Origin of the sequence: Achromobacter deleyi, from assembly GCF_016127315.1 — a bacterium.
In the GTDB taxonomy this organism is placed as follows: domain Bacteria; phylum Pseudomonadota; class Gammaproteobacteria; order Burkholderiales; family Burkholderiaceae_B; genus Achromobacter; species Achromobacter insuavis_A.
In genome coordinates, this window is sequence record NZ_CP065997.1 from 4,628,407 (window position 1) to 4,645,306 (window position 16,900).

General features: G+C 56.8%; 6 protein-coding genes. All 6 read left to right on the forward strand.

Annotation, left to right across the window (positions count from 1 at the left end):
- Positions 1 to 26 precede the first annotated feature (26 nt).
- From mads2 (I6I07_RS21100) to mads8, 6 genes are read left to right on the forward strand one after another with little or no spacing between them, the layout of a single operon-like run.
- Positions 27 to 2,030, forward strand: a complete 2,004-nt coding sequence (mads2, locus tag I6I07_RS21100; protein WP_198483573.1) for a methylation-associated defense system DNA methyltransferase MAD2 — start codon at positions 27 to 29, stop codon at positions 2,028 to 2,030.
- Positions 2,027 to 4,051, forward strand: a complete 2,025-nt coding sequence (gene mads2, locus I6I07_RS21105; RefSeq protein ID WP_198483574.1) for a methylation-associated defense system DNA methyltransferase MAD2 — start codon at positions 2,027 to 2,029, stop codon at positions 4,049 to 4,051. Before mads2 (I6I07_RS21100) ends, mads2 (I6I07_RS21105) begins: the two co-directional genes overlap by 4 nt.
- Entirely contained in the window at positions 4,048 to 5,463 is a 1,416-nt protein-coding gene (gene mads5, locus I6I07_RS21110) for a methylation-associated defense system restriction endonuclease subunit S MAD5 (RefSeq protein ID WP_198483575.1), read from the forward strand. The genes mads2 (I6I07_RS21105) and mads5 overlap by 4 nt, the downstream gene beginning before the upstream one ends.
- Positions 5,463 to 9,605 (forward strand): methylation-associated defense system protein kinase MAD6, encoded by a 4,143-nt coding sequence (gene mads6 / locus I6I07_RS21115; protein WP_198483576.1) that lies wholly within the window; start codon positions 5,463 to 5,465, stop codon positions 9,603 to 9,605. The genes mads5 and mads6 overlap by 1 nt, the downstream gene beginning before the upstream one ends.
- A complete protein-coding gene (mads7, locus tag I6I07_RS21120) occupies positions 9,589 to 11,232 on the forward strand; it encodes a methylation-associated defense system protein MAD7 (protein ID WP_420094514.1) in 1,644 nt (547 codons plus the stop codon). Before mads6 ends, mads7 begins: the two co-directional genes overlap by 17 nt.
- Entirely contained in the window at positions 11,229 to 16,700 is a 5,472-nt protein-coding gene (mads8, locus tag I6I07_RS21125; RefSeq protein WP_198483578.1) for a methylation-associated defense system ATP-binding protein MAD8, read from the forward strand. The genes mads7 and mads8 overlap by 4 nt, the downstream gene beginning before the upstream one ends.
- Positions 16,701 to 16,900 lie beyond the last annotated feature (200 nt).

Sequence of the window (16,900 nt, forward strand, 5' to 3'; positions counted from 1 at the left end):
TCTAACTCGGCGATCGGAGCTTTTATATGAGCAAAAAGAAGAACATGCACGCCGAGAGCACGATTCCGGCGGGATACGTGCTCGACTATGTTTCCGGAGAACAACTCAAAGAAACAAAAAAAGAGCTTGTCCGGCAGCGCGTGGTTCGCGCCTTGATTCACGAATATGGATTCTCGCCAGAAGATATGGAGCTTGATTTTTCCATTGGCGGCCGTAAGAAGGTTGACATAGCGATCTTCCACCACGGCAAAGAACACAGTATCGAGAATCTGGGCCGCGCTGTAGTTTGCCGTCAGGAGCCGAACGTCGGTAAGAATGCGGTGCGCATCCGTGACTTCGAACAAGCGTCAAGAGACCTCGATGATATCGAGGTCATCATGCGGGAGGTCGAAGCGGTTCAGTACGGTCTGTGGACCAATGGTCTGGAGTTCTTCTTCGTCGAGAAGGAACAGAAACGCTTTGAAACCAAGTGCAGCCCCATAGGCGACTGGCCGATTGCAGAGGAGTCAGTCGGCACCAAGGACGTCATCTCCGATGCTCATACCCGAATCGCCGACAACGAGATGCTCAAGATCACCTTCCGCCGTTGCCACAACTACATCCATGGCAACGAAGGGATGCCGAAGGATGCCGCCTTCTGGCAGTTCCTCTATCTGATCTTCTGCAAGATGCACGATGAGAATCTGCGGGGCAAGCAGCGCCAGGCGTGGAAACGCCGATTCTGGGCGGGCCCAAAGGAGCAGTTCGAGCCACAGGGCCGCAAAGCTATTCGCGCCCGTATCGAAGAGCTCTTCACCGACGTCAAGAAGCAGTACAAGAGCATCTTTCGGGGCAATGAAGAGATCGCACTCTCCGATCGGGCGTTGGCTTTTATCGTTTCCGAATTGGCCAAGTACGATTTCACCCGTACTGACGTCGATGCCAAGGGCGTGGCCTATCAAGAGTTGGTAGGCGTCAATCTCCGCGGCGATCGTGGTCAGTATTTCACTCCTCGAGGGGTCGTGAAGCTGGTAATTGAAATGCTCGAGCCCAAGGAGTGCGAAACATTATTGGACCCGGCATGCGGCACAGGCGGATTTCTAGTTGCCACCCTGGGCTACATGTTGAAGAAATTTCGCGATGAGAAGGACACGCAAGCTGGCAAAGAGAGCACAACAGACTTTCTAAGCGTCCATGAGAGACTAAAGGAGTACGCAGCTGCCAATGTGTTCGGAGCAGACTTTGACCCGTTCCTGATCCGCGCGGCCCAGATGAACATGGTGCTGGCAGGCGACGGTCGGGGGCATATCTACAATATCAATTCCCTGGAATTTCCCCTGGGACACTTGGGTGATTTGCCTCCCGCAAAAAAAGATATCCCGCTGGGGTCGGTGGATATCATTGCCACCAATCCTCCTTTTGGCTCCGATATTCCAATAACTGATAAGCATATTTTGGAGCAATACGAGCTGGCGCACACCTGGGAACCGGACGGCGATGGCGGCTTCCGCAACACAGGCACTTCCAAGAGCAGCGTTGCGCCGGAGATTCTCTTCATTGAGCGCTGCATCAAGTGGCTCAAGCCGGGCACCGGCCGCATGGGCGTCGTCCTGCCCGATGGCGTTCTCGGCAACCCGGCGGCGGAATACATCCGCTGGTGGATCATGCGTGAAACCCAGGTGCTTGCCTCTGTTGACTTGCCTGTGGAAGCCTTTATCGCCGAGGCAAATGTCAACATCCTCACCAGCCTGCTGTTTCTGCGCCGAAAGAGTGAAGAAGAAAAACGCGTTGAGGCTTTGGGCGGCATTGATGGATATCCAGTCTTCATGGCTGTGGCCGACAAGGTTGGCTTCGACCGCCGTGGCAACAAGCTTTACAAACGCACGCCGGACGGCGAGGAGATCGTCGAACCCAAACAGCATATTGAACGCATCCGCATCGGTGGGCGCATCGTGGAACGCACCCTGACCCGTAGAGAAAAGATCGAGGACAACGATCTGCCGGTCATCGCTGAGAAGTACCGCGAATTTCTTAAGGAGCAGAACGGATGAGCGATCAAGACGACATCATTGAAGCTCCGCAGGATGCTGCCGAAGAGAGCGGCCCGGATAACTTTTTCATCGACATCCTGACCGGCAACAAGGAAAGCGCCTCAGCCAAGAAGCTGCTGGTGCAGAAGGTTCTGCGCCAGCTCATCGAAAGCTACGGGTTTGATCGGAACGACCTGGAGGTGAATTACAGCCCCCAGATCTCTGGGCAAGGGCGCAAGCGCATCGACATCGCGATTTTCCGTCCCGATGCCGAGCACAACAACGACAACCTGCAGCGCATCATCCTCTGCAAGAATCAGAAAAAGCGCGACAAGCTCCGCTCCATTGCCGAGGCCGACGCCGACCTGCGAGAGCTCAAGGAACTGCTGGAACTGATCCCAGGCGCGACCCTTGGCATGTGGACCAACGGGCAGGAGGAATTCCTGTTCCAGATCGAGCGCGCCCGTTTTGAAGTCCGGCCCAAACCGTTGGGTGTTTGGCCGGTTCCGGGCGAGCGCACCACCGATCTCGATCGCACCGGCGGTGTCATTCAGGTCAGCGCCGAAGTGGAAGATCTGGAAGACGCCCTGATGCGCTGTCGCCAATATCTGAACCGCAACCTTGGTCTCGATCACAAGGATTCCTTCAAGCAGTTGGCCGTGCTGATGCTGGCCAAGATCCACGACGAGACCCTGTCCACCGGTGAGCGCAAGTTCTGGATCAGGGGTGACGAGCCTTTCACCGAGGCCGGCCAACAGGCCATTGCTCAGCGCATCACCGAATCCATTGCCGCCGCCAAGGCCTGGCAACCGAACCTGCTGACCCGTGGCTGGGATCTGACGCTGGCACCCCACGAGACCGCCCGCGTGGTCATGGAGCTGGCCCGTTACTCCCTGAGCGAAACCCAGCCCCGTTACCGTACCGGGGCCTTCCGTGCGGTTGCCCGCAGCGTGATGGACGGCCGCGAGGGCCGCTACCCCACGCCGCTCAACGTGGCCGAAATGGCGGTGGAGATGCTTGACCCGCAACCCGGCGAACGCATCATGGACTGCTCCAGCGGCACCGGCACCTTCCTGGCCATGACCGCCGCGCACATCTTCAAGAAGAAACTGGCAGGCCTCGGCACCACGCCTGAAGAGGCCACCAACGAACAGATCCGCCAGGCGCAAAACGAGACCGCCGCCTGGGCGGCCAGCAATGCCCTGGGCTGTGACATCGATCCCTTCCTCGCCGTCGCCAGCCGCATGAACGTGTTGTTCACCACCGGCAATCCCGGTCGTGTGTTCCGCATCGATGCTCGCACCTTCCCGGACGGGGATCTTGACGGTGTTGAGGATGCTTGTCGCGCGATGAGCCGGAACCTAGGAGATATGGATATAGTCCTGCTTAACCCCTGGTTCTCCACCCAAGACACCGTGAGCGACACCTCCATCCTGGAGCGCTACGACCTGGGCAACAACTGGGAGCGCGACGAAGAAGGTGGATTCCGCAACACTGGCAATCTAAACATCGGCGGTGTGCCGCCCGAGGTGCTGTTTATCGAACGCGCCCTGCAATGGGTGAAGCCCGGCACCGGCCGCGTTGGCATCCTGTTGCCCGATGGCTTGCTGGGCAATCCCAGCGACGAGTACGTGCGCTGGTGGATTCTCCGCCACTGCGAGGTCTTGGCCTCGGTTGACCTGCCGGTGGAGCCGTTCAAGGTCACGGTGAAGGAATATGGCCTGACGCCTGCCTTGCCCAGTCTCTTGGTTCTGCGCCGCCGCAGCCAGGAAGAGCTCATCAATACCGAACACCCCGAATACAAGGTCTTCATGGCCGTGGTGGACCGGGCTGGTGTAGACGCCCGGGGCAATCTCCTGTTCCAGCGAGCCCCCGATGGAGAGGAACTGGTTTTCGATGAGGAAGTGATCGAGCGGGTTCGAGAAGGCGGTGAAGTGGAAATCCGTCGGACCACACGCCGTAACCGCCGTGTTCATGACGAGCTGCCGCTGGTGGCAGAGAAATACAAGGAATTCCGCGCAAACGGCGAGGTGACGTTATGAGCAGAAAGTTTCAATGTAAGGTTGTGCCAAGTATCTGGATTGAACACAACGGTCGCCGCCTTGACTGCGGGCCTTATGTGTCAGGAGCGATAGAAGCAAAAGAGCTTTTAAGTCAGATGAACACAACTCCGCTGACGGATTTGACCACTGGGCATAAGGGTGGGATCTATAATGGTTCACCCTTTGTCCGGAACTATGTGGAAGATCCAGATCATGGCGTTCCATTTTTGACCACATCCTCTTTGCTTCAGGCTGATCTGACCAATCTTTCACTGCTGAGCAAGCGAGATGCCCGCTCCAGACAGCTTAGTTTCCTCGAAATAAAGCCGGATATGACTCTCATTACCTGCTCTGGAAGCATCGGCAGAATGGCCTATGCCAGGTCAGACATGAAGGGGATTTGGTCAAATCAGGACATCATGAAGGTTGTCCCAAATCCAGACTTAGTTAAATCTGGTTATCTCTATGCCTACCTATGCAGCAAGTTCGGAGTCCCTCTTATTGCCTCCGGAACATATGGCGCAATTATTCCGCATATTGAGCCGCAGCATATCGCCGATCTCCCTGTTCCGCGCCTTGGCATCGTGGAAGATCAGGCTCATGAGCTAGTTCAACAAGCCGCAAATAAACGCGTTGAAGCCAGTAGAATCATTGCGAGAGCTATCGCGCAATTAGAAAGTGCCGCGGGCCTACAAGCGCTACCTTCCAGTAAATCAGATGGCATTCCACTCAGCTTGAGTGTCACACCTTCTTCGAACCTGATGAAGCGGATGGACGGCGCCTTTCATAGTTTGTTTCATCGTGATGCTGTAAGGGCCCTCGAAACCGCATCGGTTCCGACGACCACTGTAGCAAATAAGGCGGTATCCATAGTCGAGCCGAAACGATTCAAGAGAATCCAGATTGATGATCCGGAGTTTGGTATTCCAATGTTCGGAACATCGGCATTGATGTGGGCGGACCCACAGCCCAGCTATCTCATACCAAAAAACATGAGTGATATTGATGAGCTGTTGGTAGATCAGAAGACAGTGCTCGTTCCTCGATCTGGGCAGATATCTGGCATTATCGGCACTGCCGTCCTTCCTTATGGCGCCATAGTTGGATCTGCTGTCTCAGAAGATGCAATTAGAATTAATTGCTCGAATGAGATTATTGCCGGTTTTCTTTTCATTGTACTTAGATCCGAGTATGGGCGCCGCCAACTCAAAGCTCGCGCATATGGCTCCTCCATTCCGCATCTAGATGTTAACCAGATCGGGGAAACTCTGGTGCCTGACCTAGATGATGAGGTCATCGAGGAAATTGGTGCAATGGGCCTACAGAGCGCCAAACTTCGACATGAGGCCATTGAACACGAAGGCAAAGCCCGCCGCCTCGTGGAGCGTGCAATCGAAGAGGGCGGCCGCTAATGGCAAAAGTCATACCCATCGGGCAACCCGCGAACGAATCTGAACGTCAGGCCATTGGTTTCCTCCGGGATCATCTTCCCGATGGCTGGCTGATCTTCCATAACTTCGAGATGCGCCAAGGGCAGGAGGTGTTCGAAATCGACATCGCCATCCTCGCGCCTCATGCGGTGTATCTGGTGGATGTCAAAGGGACGCGGGGCAACATCGATGTGTATGGCTCCAAGTGGTATCCGCAGGGGCGGCAACCGTTTCACTCGCCCCTCGCGAAGCTTCGTCACCACGCGAAGGTGATGGCCAGCTTCATCCGCGATAGCAATCCCGGTCAGATCGAGCTGCGCAAGGCTCATGTCCATGCCGCGGTGTTGCTCACTGCTGATGACGCCGCCGTGTTCGATCAGGCGGGCATCGACAGCCCGGACGTGACCGACTTCAAGCACTGCCTGAAATACTTCCGCGACGCGAGCCGTATCCCTGACAACCGGCTGGATAACATCACCCGCTTCCACTCGCAGATCGCCAAGGCAATCACCGGCACCGCCAAGCCTAAGAGCGCGGCGCTGGTGTTCCGCGACTGGCAGGTGGAAGAGAAGCTGGGCGGCACCGACCGCTACACCGAGTACCGCGCCAAACACAACCTGTTGGGCAAGAGTGGCGGCATGGCCCGCCTGCGGGTCTACCAGGCAGACCCATACCAGGATGAGGCCGCCCGCAAGGCAGAGTTCAAGAAGATCAGCAACGCCTATCGCGCCGTGGCGCACATGCCGACCCACGCCAATGTGTTGGCGGTGAAGGATCTGTTCGTCTCAGACGATGAAGACAAGGTGGTGCTGGTCACTGAGGATCTGCCTGGCCAGGCCCTGCGCCTGCACATCAACAAGGTCTCGATGGCGCTGACCTTCGATCAGAAGCTCCAAGTGATGCGCGACGTGCTGTCGGCCCTGGACCATGCGCACCGGCATGAGGTGATCCACCGCAACCTGACCCCGGACGCCATTCTGCTGACCAAGGGCGGCCAGGCCCGGGTAACCGATTTCGATTTCGCCAGGGTGGGCAAGAACCGCACCTCTACCATCGCCGATCAGGTGGTGGATGATCTGGATGCTGTCTACCAGGCTCCAGAGTGCTTCAAGGACCCGACCCAGGCCAGCATTGCCTCTGACCTCTATGCCGCCGGGCTCATTTTTTACGAGCTGCTGACCGGCGAGCTGCCATTTGAAAGCGTCGACCAGATGATGGAGGCCGATGGCAAGTTCCCCATCAAGCCGTCGGAGCACAAGCCGGACCTGCCCAAGGGGATCGACGAGTGGTTGCAGAAGTTCTGCGAGTTTGACCCCGAGGAGCGGCAAACGAGCGCAGCCATCGCTCGCAAGGCCCTGGATGACCTGATTCTGCCCGAGGCCAAGAACGACTCCGGCCCGGCCGTGGTTGTGCCACAGCTCCCGGATGGCCTGATGAACTTGCCGCAGGATTTCATCCTGGCGGATCGCTTCCGCATTCAGAAGAAGCTGGGTAGCGGCGGCTTCGGCGTCGCCTACAAGGTGTTCGATTCCCTGGGCGATGTGGTGCGCGTCATCAAGCTGGTGACCAAGGACCGCCGCAGCGTGTACGAACGGCTGCGCCGCGAGTACAAGACCCTGACCAATCTCCCCGAACATCCGCATGTGGTGAAGGTGATCTGGGCGGATCGCATGGCCGATGCCAAGCAGACGCCTTACATTGTCTTTGAGTATGTGGAAGGTTTGGATGTTTCCGATCTGATCGATGCCGAGGCGTTGTCGCTGGATGATGCCGTGCGCATCGTGCGCGAGGCAGCCGAGGGGCTGGCCCATCTCCACAAGCACGGCGTTTACCATCAGGACGTCAAGCCCTCCAATCTGCTATGGACGGACAAAGGCGTTCGCATCATCGATTTCAACGTCGCGGTCTCCGAGAACGATGAGGTTCAAGGTGGTGGCGGCACGCGCCGTTACCTGCCGCCGGATTACGACTACTCCTCCGAGCCGGATGCTTCGGATCGAATGGATCGTGACCTCTATGCCTTGGGCATCTCCTTCTATGAGTGCCTGACCGGCAAGTATCCATTCGACGATCCCACGCCACCGATCAAGACTCAGCTCAGGGACCCCAAGCAGTTCAAAGGCTGCGCCGACCTCAGCTCGTCGCTGGTCAATGTGCTGGCGAAGATGATCGCGCCGGAGCGCAAGGATCGGTTTGCGTCGGCGGAGGAGTTCTTGATTACCCTGGCCGAGGTCAAGCGCCTGCGCTCGGTGCTGACGACCGGCGAGATTGGTGCCGGACCCAAGGTGGTGTCCAAGCTGGGTTTCGAGCTGACCAAGCCCAACACCAACCCCTTTGTAACCCACCTGCTGACGCTCTATAGCCAGAGCCAGGTGTCCAACGCAGGCACCCGTGGCCTCGACGAAGTTGGCAAGGCCACCTACGTGTCGACTTATCTGGACGAAAAGCTCAAGCCCACGCTGCTAAAGGGCGAGTTCCGTTTGGTCATCATCAGCGGTAACGCCGGCGACGGCAAGACGGCCTTCATCCAGCAGTTCGAGGCCTTTGTCGAGAGCAAGGGCGCACAGATACAGCGCGGCGCGAACGGGGCTGTGTTCCAGCTCAAGGGGCATACCTACCAAAGCAACTACGACGGCAGCCAGGATGAAGGCGACGAGCGCAACGATGCCGTGCTTCAGAAGTTCTTCGCTCCCTTCGCGGGCAAAGATGCCTCCGGCTGGCCCGAGAATCAGACCCGCCTAATCGCCATCAACGAGGGACGGCTGGTCGACTTCTTCCTTGAGCATGAAGAAGAGTTCCCGTTGCTTGCCAAGCAGATCCAGCAGGGCTTGGCCGGAGCTGCTCCGGAAGACGGTATCGCAGTTATCAACCTCAACCTGCGCTCGGTGGTCGCCGAACCCGAGGAAGGTCAGCCTTCGATTCTGGAGCGACTGATCGCTCGCATGACGCAGCAGGAATACTGGCAGGCATGCGACAAGTGCGATCTCAAGGGCAAATGCTACGCCTATCACAACGCCCGGACCTTCCAGGACCCGGTTGCCGGTCCCAAGGTGATTGAGCGCCTGAAGATGCTCTACACCATTACGCACCTGCGCGGCCGACTGCACATCACCATGCGCGACCTTCGTTCGGCGCTGGCCTTCATGCTGGTAGGCACCCAGGATTGCGACGGCATTCACCACCTCTATCAGAACGGCGGAGAAGAAATCCAGAATCGCATCCTTGACGGTTTCTATTTCAACTCGTGGCTTGGCGGGGCGGAAGGATCCAATGACCGGCTGATTGCCTTGCTGCGCGAAATTGACGTTGCCGAAGTCAGCAATCCCGACCTGGACCGCGAGCTTGGCTTCCTCAATCCCAAGACCAAGACCATGAGCCGCTTCTCGTTCGCGGAGCGGGCTGGGTATGACGATGAACTTGTGGCGACGCTGTTCCGCAATCTGCCTCGCGATTACTCGTCGAAGAACCGAGCGCGACTGATCGCCAAGCATCGCAATTATCTATCGCATATGCGCCGTCGCCACTTCTTTGAGCGACGCGACACCGGCTGGAAGGAGATGCTGCCATATGGAAGCATCGATCCCTTCCTAGATGCCATTGAGCAGCCGGGAGCGAAAAGCGCAGATGAGGTTACAGCTATTCTTCGAGCCATCAACCGGGGCGAAGGTCTGAGCGATCCGGCGCGTTTGGGCAACCAGTTGGCGCTGCGTGTTCGCCAGGTGGATAAGGGCACCATCCGCAGTTACCGTCTCTTTGACGGCAACCATTTCACGCTCCGCACCGAGCAGGAAACAGCGGCTCATCCTTTCCTTGAATGCCTGTCTCAGGCGCTAGTGCTGCTTTACGACTCCGGTGACGGGCATAAGGCCAGCCTGCGCATCAATCTTGACATCTATGAAATGCTGATGCGGCTCAACAACGGCTACCGTCCCAGCATCGAGGAACATGAAGGTTTCCTGTTAAGTCTGGCGGTATTCAAAAACCTGTTATCTGCTGCACTCTATCAAGAAGTTCTGCTGACGGAAAATGGGCTCCGGTTCTACCAGATAAACAGAAAAGAGGATGGCGTATTGGCATTGGGTGTTTCTGAAAAGGGGGCTGAATATCATGTCAATCAAGGGTAGAGACAAGGAATTCAGAACACCTAAGGTCAGTTATTTGCATTGGCAGCACACGGAAATGGATCGTGTGCTGACCATGCTATTTCCTCGCCTCAAATTCAATGGCTATGGCAGTCGCAAGCCGCCACGCGCAAATATTTTGCAGCCAGAAGAATTTGCAGATGAAATGATGCTGTCCGAAGAGGTTAAGCAGTATTTTGAGGGCTTTGACGAACATCCCTCCATTGTCCACAAGTGGGTAGAGACCGAACTTCTTGATGTGGTAAATCGGGGCAAGTCGAATCAAGCTGTCGCCTCTCCACGACCGCTTCATGGAGAGACCTACAAATTTCGAAATGCGAAGCACTGCCGTGACTATGGGGCAGCCGAGCAGATTTATTGGATGCTCTACTATGCCCGCAAAGGCAAGGGCCAGGCCGCCCGAGACACGCTAAAGCGCTTCTTTTTTCCTGGGATTGACCATGTAACCGGTAGGCATGAATCCGGCACGGTCGTCGATGTAGAAACCCAAGCGCTACTTCGCTTCGATTCTCAAGTTACTCAGGACACACAGGACTCCAAGGAGCCCGAGCGCTTTCCACCACTTCTGATCGATCATGCCGACACCATGGCCGACGACCTTCTGCGGCTATTGGCCTATGAGCCCTATATTCCTCGCTCGGTGCTGGTGGATTACCTAAAAACCCTGATGGCATTCCATCTGGCGCTCTACCACCTCAAGCTGTTGCAGATACTGCCCAAGCTGGTGAAGCAGCGCTCGGACAATGCGCTGGAGAGTTCACCTGATCCCGTGGCGCTGGTCGTGGATATGGGGAACGTCAACAATCCGCATATGGTCGAGCTGGCTCGCAGGTCCACTGACCGGCTCTATCGCCAGATTCCTGCCTTTGTGCAGGCCAATTTCGTCGTCAAGAAGCTCGATGAGATGGCGGAATACCTGAGCAAGAAGACGGGCAAGCTGGCTACTCCAGGGGGCGGCGTGTTCACCGTCGGCGATCTGGTTTCTCTACTGAAGCCCGAGCACGACGCCGAGCTCCAAGCCTACTTCAAGTTCCGCCTGGCCAGCTTGATCGAGGAATCGACCTCTGGAAACGAGGACATCGATCCGGAAATCCGGGAAGTCACCGCCATGGGCCTTGGTGAGTTCGAATCCTTCATCGAAATCCTGATGGCATATCGCGGGAAGTATCACCGCCAGTACATCACTGAGTGCCTGGACTCACTGCTGCTGAAGAACAAGGAGAACGGCCTGTTGGCCCAATCCCGAACCAAGGGAAGTCCTCGGCGGTTTGTGCTGGGAAGCAAGCTTCTTGAAGTGCTCCTTCAGGTGGCTGTGCTCACTCAGGATGGCGGGCGTTTCGTGACCCGCGAGGTTCGCATTGAGGAGTTGCTGGCCTTTTTGAGAAGCCGCTACGGCCTTCACATCGACCGGCTGCCGGAAGGAGCACAGGCCAACAGCAGCATCCTCGACAGACGCGCCCTGCGCCTCAATCTAGAAGCCTTCAAGCGTCGCCTGCGTGAAATCGGGTTCTACGAGGACCTGTCGGATGCCTACGTGACCCAGAAGGTATCGCCCCGCTATGCGATTGAGAGAAATGACGGAACAGATAAAACCGGGAGGCGTGCATGAGTAATGCGTTCACCAGGCTTTCCCAGGATAAGTTGAACGCGGCGGTCGCTTGTCTACTGTGCCCCCGTATCGAAGCGATCCTGGGTGACCGTGGCCCAGGCCACTGCATGCGGGTCACCGATCTCGATGACGAGGTAATGGAGTCGGTCTGCAAGAAACTACGTCGGACCCGGCCCGACGGAAACATCTTTATCCTCGGCAGCCATGATCAGGAGGGCCAGCCCTTCCGAGTCACTTCCACCAAACTGGTGGAGTTGCGCAACCCGGACGCGAACGGCGACCTGCGTCAGCCTTTGCTGGTCTTCATACCGACTTCGCTTCGCACCAGCGCCGAGGACTCGTTCGGTGTGGCGACCTTCGAGGAGCTGACCTTCGCCGGTATCTACGAGGACCTTATCGACTCGCTGCTTGATCGGCTCCCGACAACACTGGTTCGCCATGCTCGCGATCTTTTGGGCATCCTCACCGAGGAGGAGTGGTTGTTTGCTGACCATGTTTCGCGCGTGCGGTACCTGCTCACTGCGCTCGAAAACGGGATTGATGGAGAAACCCTCGGGGCCAGCCTGTATGAATTGACGTTGATTCCAGACTTTAAGCTCTTTGCCGATCCCGGCCTGGTCAATGGCAAGATTCGCCGTAACCTCGGCAGCGTCCGCAGTCTGATGGCCTCGCACAAGTCGGTTCGTGGTCGTATCGCCCATCTGGGACTCAGCGACAAGGCATTGGAGTCGCGACTATTCACCTATTTTGAAAAATACGATGTCCAGGAGCCCGAATCCTGGACGCCGCCCATCGCGACCGACAAGAGCTGGTGGAGCATTTCTTTCGACAAATGGACGTTCCAGGAAGAGCTTTCGCTGGACAAGGTCCTGCTGACAGTGCTGGAGACCGACTTGCCGGTCGTTCAGGAGGATGAGACTGACGACCAACTCTCCGGCCTCATCGGGCAACAGGTTCTGGTGCCGAACGACCGCCGCAAAATGAACGTGGCGTTCGAGGTTAGCCCTCACCCTGGCAAGGTCAGCGGGCTTGATCATTTTACGGTTCAGATCATTTCGCAGAATGACGGCCCGGTAGGGAAATCTAAAAAAGTCAAGGCGTGGACGCCGAACCGCCTGCAATGCACGACCAACTTGGCCAAGCTCAATAAGATCGAATTCGAAGAAGGATGGCATTTCATCCGTGTAATGCCTTGGACGGCCGATGGCGATCCGATTCCGCTGGAAGCGGATTCCGCCTCGGAGGGTGCAAGACGTTCCTACGAGAGCGAACCTTTCTACGTCCTGCCCGGTGGCAACATCGAGGAAGAACCACCCCAACGCGCCATACCCATTGAGCAGAGCCTGGAGCATGCGCGTTTCCGGCTGCAACTGACTGCCCTGGGCGATGAACGCGATCCCGATGATATCGCCATCAGTGGTGTCGCCTGGGCCGAGGGCGGTCGTTCCAAGAAGACCTCTCGCCAGGAAACGCTACACGCAAAATTCGGTCGTGAGGGCGCGGTTCAGATCCCGCTTTCGCGTATGCTCAAAACCATCGAGCAGCGCATCTTGGCAGAGCCTAAGCACCCGTCAGGCTGGCGAATGCAGATCAATCTGGATACCGCCGAGCCGCCTTCCGAGGTTGGACTCACGCTGCCATCTTCCGCCGGGATGGCTTCCTTCCTAGCTGCCCGCGAAGAGTTTTTTGCAGCAGTACGCAAAGGCACTGCCGAGCTGATCATGCAGGGGCTTTCGTTCCGCGACTCGGAAAGAGAATGCCTCGCGTATGCTGAAAGCTACCTTGACTTGGTCAGGAGCCTCATCCGTCAGGCCGAGACGACTTCTGGTGCCGAGCGTCAGCAACACTTGCAAGCGCTCAGAAATGTGCTGGCCGTCGACTCCATTCATGTCATCTTGACCGACTTCGGTGGAAGGCACCGGGAGGCTGTTTTGGTCTCCCCAACCCATCCGCTCCGTGCCTTGTGGCTGAGCAGTTGGGTCGCCCTGGGTAAGGATTGGATTGAGAAGATCAAGTCAGGCGGGAAGGATCACATTCCTCACGTCCGTTCCGCGCTGTTGGATGGCCTTGTGCCCTCTGCCTACCCGGTCGGTATTCCCGTCGAGGATGGCCGCATCTTCACTCCGGTGGACAACCTGAATGCTTTCTGGGCGCTCTACGCCCCGACGACCGAGGAAAATTCCCGTGGTCTGATGGCGGAAATCTGTTCGGCTCTTGGCTTGGCCGAGCCCTCTGCGGCGGGAACAGATATTTCCGGACAGGTCATTGCGGACAAGATCGAGCGCTATCTCTCTCAGCATCCCTATGTTCGAGAGTTATCACTGAACATCTTCAACCCTGGGGCCGGATCGGTGATTGCGGAGGCTCTGCTATCGCTCCAGCAGAAGCGTGAGCATGCCGATTTGCGCTATGACGTGCGGCTCTTTAACACCGATCCTGACTCACCTGTTTTGGGCGAGGCCCTTGAGTCGATGGTCCGTCCCGGAGCCACGGTAAACGAGGCCGCCGACGCATTTGCGACCTCAACGGGTAGCCATCTGTTCTCCAAGCTGAACTTGGCCAAGCACCCACTGAACGAATTTCATGCAAATTCCAAGGAGTTCCCGGCGCACATCAGCGTTCTTCTGGATGTTTTTCCCGCCGAGGAGCTTTCCATTGCAGAGAAACCGATGGGAGTGACCCCGCTGCATGGGCTGATACAGGACTTCGACACTGAGTTCGTTGATGACGATTCGGGGACCTTCTGGAACAAGCGGCCGATTGTCGGGCGCTCCCTCGGCGCGGACAACCATACGGCGTGCTTCGATTTGCTGTCGTCCCTGAGCCGACACGTCTGTTTTGCTACCTCAGCGGTTGCTGCTTCTGGTGCCAGCTTCAAAGCTGTGCCTGTGGTGACCCTTGGCCTCGATGTGGCCCAACGAGAACTGATCTACGAGGTTCACCAGGTCAGCGATTGGGTGTTCACCATCGACCGAAATATGGGGATTGAGTTCTTCGACCATGGCGGCCGGAAGAACAGACCGGACTATCTGATTGACTATGTGCCGGGAGCCAGCTCCCAGGCGACACATAACCTGATCATCTCGTCGCGCTCGAACGATGAACTGGAGGCGATGCTGAAGCCGGTGCTGCTTGAGCATGGCTTGTCCGCCGACGGCGAGCAGTCGGTTCAGATCCTGGCAAATCTGCGGTCGCTGTCCGGTCAGCTTGCCCTGAAGCTGATTTCTGCTCGCACACAACAGGCGGAAGCACTTGGTCTGGCTTTGGCTCGGCTCTACCTCGAATATCAGGGCGCATTGAGCAATCAGGTCATTGTGCCGTTGGATGCGCACACAGACCTTTACCGCTCAAGCGGTGAGTCAGATGGTGTCAATGATGCAATCAGCCTACAACGCACCGACTTGGGATTGTTCGACTTGGATTTGAACACCAGAACGATCACTTGCAACCTGGTCGAGGTGAAATGCTATTCGCAAGTTGGCGACTTTGCGGCCTTCAACCAACTGAAGGAACGGATTTCCGCCCAGATCAATCAGAGCGAGCGCATCCTCCAGCGCCACTTTGACCCGGCCTTGAAGAAGCCGGATCGGCCGGATAGATTGCTCAAGAGCCGGGAGTTGGCTCAGATCCTTCGTTTCTATCTAGAGCGCTCACTGCGTTACGGGATCTTTGATGCGACTGCTGCGCAGGAAGCACGAGGGTTACTTGAGTCCATCGAGCAGGGCTACTCGCTTCAGTTCAGACGCTGCGCCCTGATCTTCGACTTCGACAAGACCGGAACCGAGGCCCCTGACAACGAGGTGGGCATTGAATTCCACCGCATCGGCAAGGATCTCATTCACGCCTTACTGCAGAACTGCCGCAATCCTGTTTCAGTCGAGATTGAGGAAGAACCGACCGCACGCCTTCTTAGCGAGCAGTTCATACCAAACGTGCCGAAACTTGAGACCGCGGCCTTTATCGCACCCAAGAGAGCACGGTCAACGTCCTGGACGATGGATGAGCTCTGGGACGATGATCCGGAGGTACCAATCACCGCGCCAGCACTCGCGGCCGCAGAGGATGCACCTGCGCCTGCTCATCAAGAGGCAGAAGAACAGGTGAGCGCTGTCGAGCCAACCTCACCGCCTTCTATCGCTTCGGAAGTAGACAGCGAGGACGAACAACCTGCCGTGGCTGCGGTACCGGAAGCACATGCTGAACCAGAGCCTGAAGGACACCCGGCGTCTGAGCCTGTGCCTCAAGCAGAGGCCAGCTATGACATCATGCTCGGCGTCAATGGCGGCTCGCCTCAGTACGGACTACTCGGAGAGGTCTCCGGTAGAAAAGTCGCGCTAGATCTCAACCACACCCACACGATCAGTCTCTTTGGGGTTCAAGGCGGCGGCAAGAGCTACACCCTTGGAACGGTAATCGAGATGGCCTCTATGCCGTTCCAGCATATCAACGTGCTGCCAAGCCCGCTTGCCACGGTTATCTTCCATTACAGCCCGACGCAGGATTATGCGCCGGAGTTCACCTCGATGATCAATGCCAACTCGGTGGAAGAGGAGATTCACGTCCTTCGCGAACGTTACAAGGCCAACCCAGAAGCGCTTAAGGATGTGCTGATTCTTACCCCTGCGAACAAGGTGGATGATCGCCGGGCCGAGTACCCGGATATCGAGGTTAAGCCGATTGCTTTCTCTGCCTCCGAGCTTAAGGCCGCCCACTGGAAATTCCTGATGGGCGCGATTGGCAGTCAGAGCATGTACATGCGCCAAATCAATCTAATCATGAGGGGACTGCGCGACAACCTGACCTTGGACGCCCTACGAGCAGGCATTGATAACTCTGGCCTGTCCGATCACCTGAAAGAGCTGGCCCAGACGCGCCTGCTGTTCGCTAGTGAATACATTGAGGATAACCAACGGCTTCAAGACCTCATCCGTCCGGGCCGCTTGATCATCGTGGATCTGCGTGACGAGTACATCGAAAAGGACGAGGCGCTCGGTCTGTTCGTTGTGATGTTGCAGATTTTCTCGGAAGCGACTTACCAAGGAGGCGCTTTTAACAAGCTCGTGGTCTTCGATGAAGCTCACAAATACATCGAGAACGATGACCTAGTTTCCGGCTTAGTAGAAGTCGTCCGTGAGATGCGACATAAAGGGACCAGCATCATGGTTGCCTCTCAGGACCCACCATCGGTACCTGTCTCCTTGATCGAGCTGTCATCACAGATCATCTTGCACAAATTCAACTCGCCTGCTTGGTTGAAGCATATTCAGAAAGCAAATGCCGCCCTCGGTGAGTTGACTTCTGACAAGATGAGTCATCTTGTCAGCGGTGAAGCTTATGTGTGGTCTAGTAAGGCTTCTGACGACTCCTTCACCAGGGGGGCGGTGAAAATTAAGTGCCGTCCTCGCATCACACAACATGGTGGCGGCACTAAGACCGCCGTGGGGCGGCCGCCGAAGCAAGCGCGTTAGCGTCCCGTCAGCGGCTTTGAACGGCTCATGCTAGGAATGCCGTCGGCTTGTTGAATGATTATTTTTAGCGGTCCATGTGGGCATTCGGCCGCGAGAGATGTTCTCACGTGAGCCAAGCCGCGCTAAGATGTAATCCGATTGACAATGAAGTCGAAAACGTCGCTTCCTCGAGAATCGCCCCATGTCCCGCGCCAGCAAAA

Coding starts and splice junctions, on each gene's coding strand:
- mads6 (WP_198483576.1), top strand. CDS start 5,463: ATGGCAAAAGTCATACCCATCGGGCAACCCGCGAACGAATCTGAACGT.
- mads7 (WP_420094514.1), top strand. CDS start 9,589: ATGTCAATCAAGGGTAGAGACAAGGAATTCAGAACACCTAAGGTCAGT.
- mads8 (WP_198483578.1), top strand. CDS start 11,229: ATGAGTAATGCGTTCACCAGGCTTTCCCAGGATAAGTTGAACGCGGCG.
- mads5 (WP_198483575.1), top strand. CDS start 4,048: ATGAGCAGAAAGTTTCAATGTAAGGTTGTGCCAAGTATCTGGATTGAA.
- mads2 (WP_198483574.1), top strand. CDS start 2,027: ATGAGCGATCAAGACGACATCATTGAAGCTCCGCAGGATGCTGCCGAA.
- mads2 (WP_198483573.1), top strand. CDS start 27: ATGAGCAAAAAGAAGAACATGCACGCCGAGAGCACGATTCCGGCGGGA.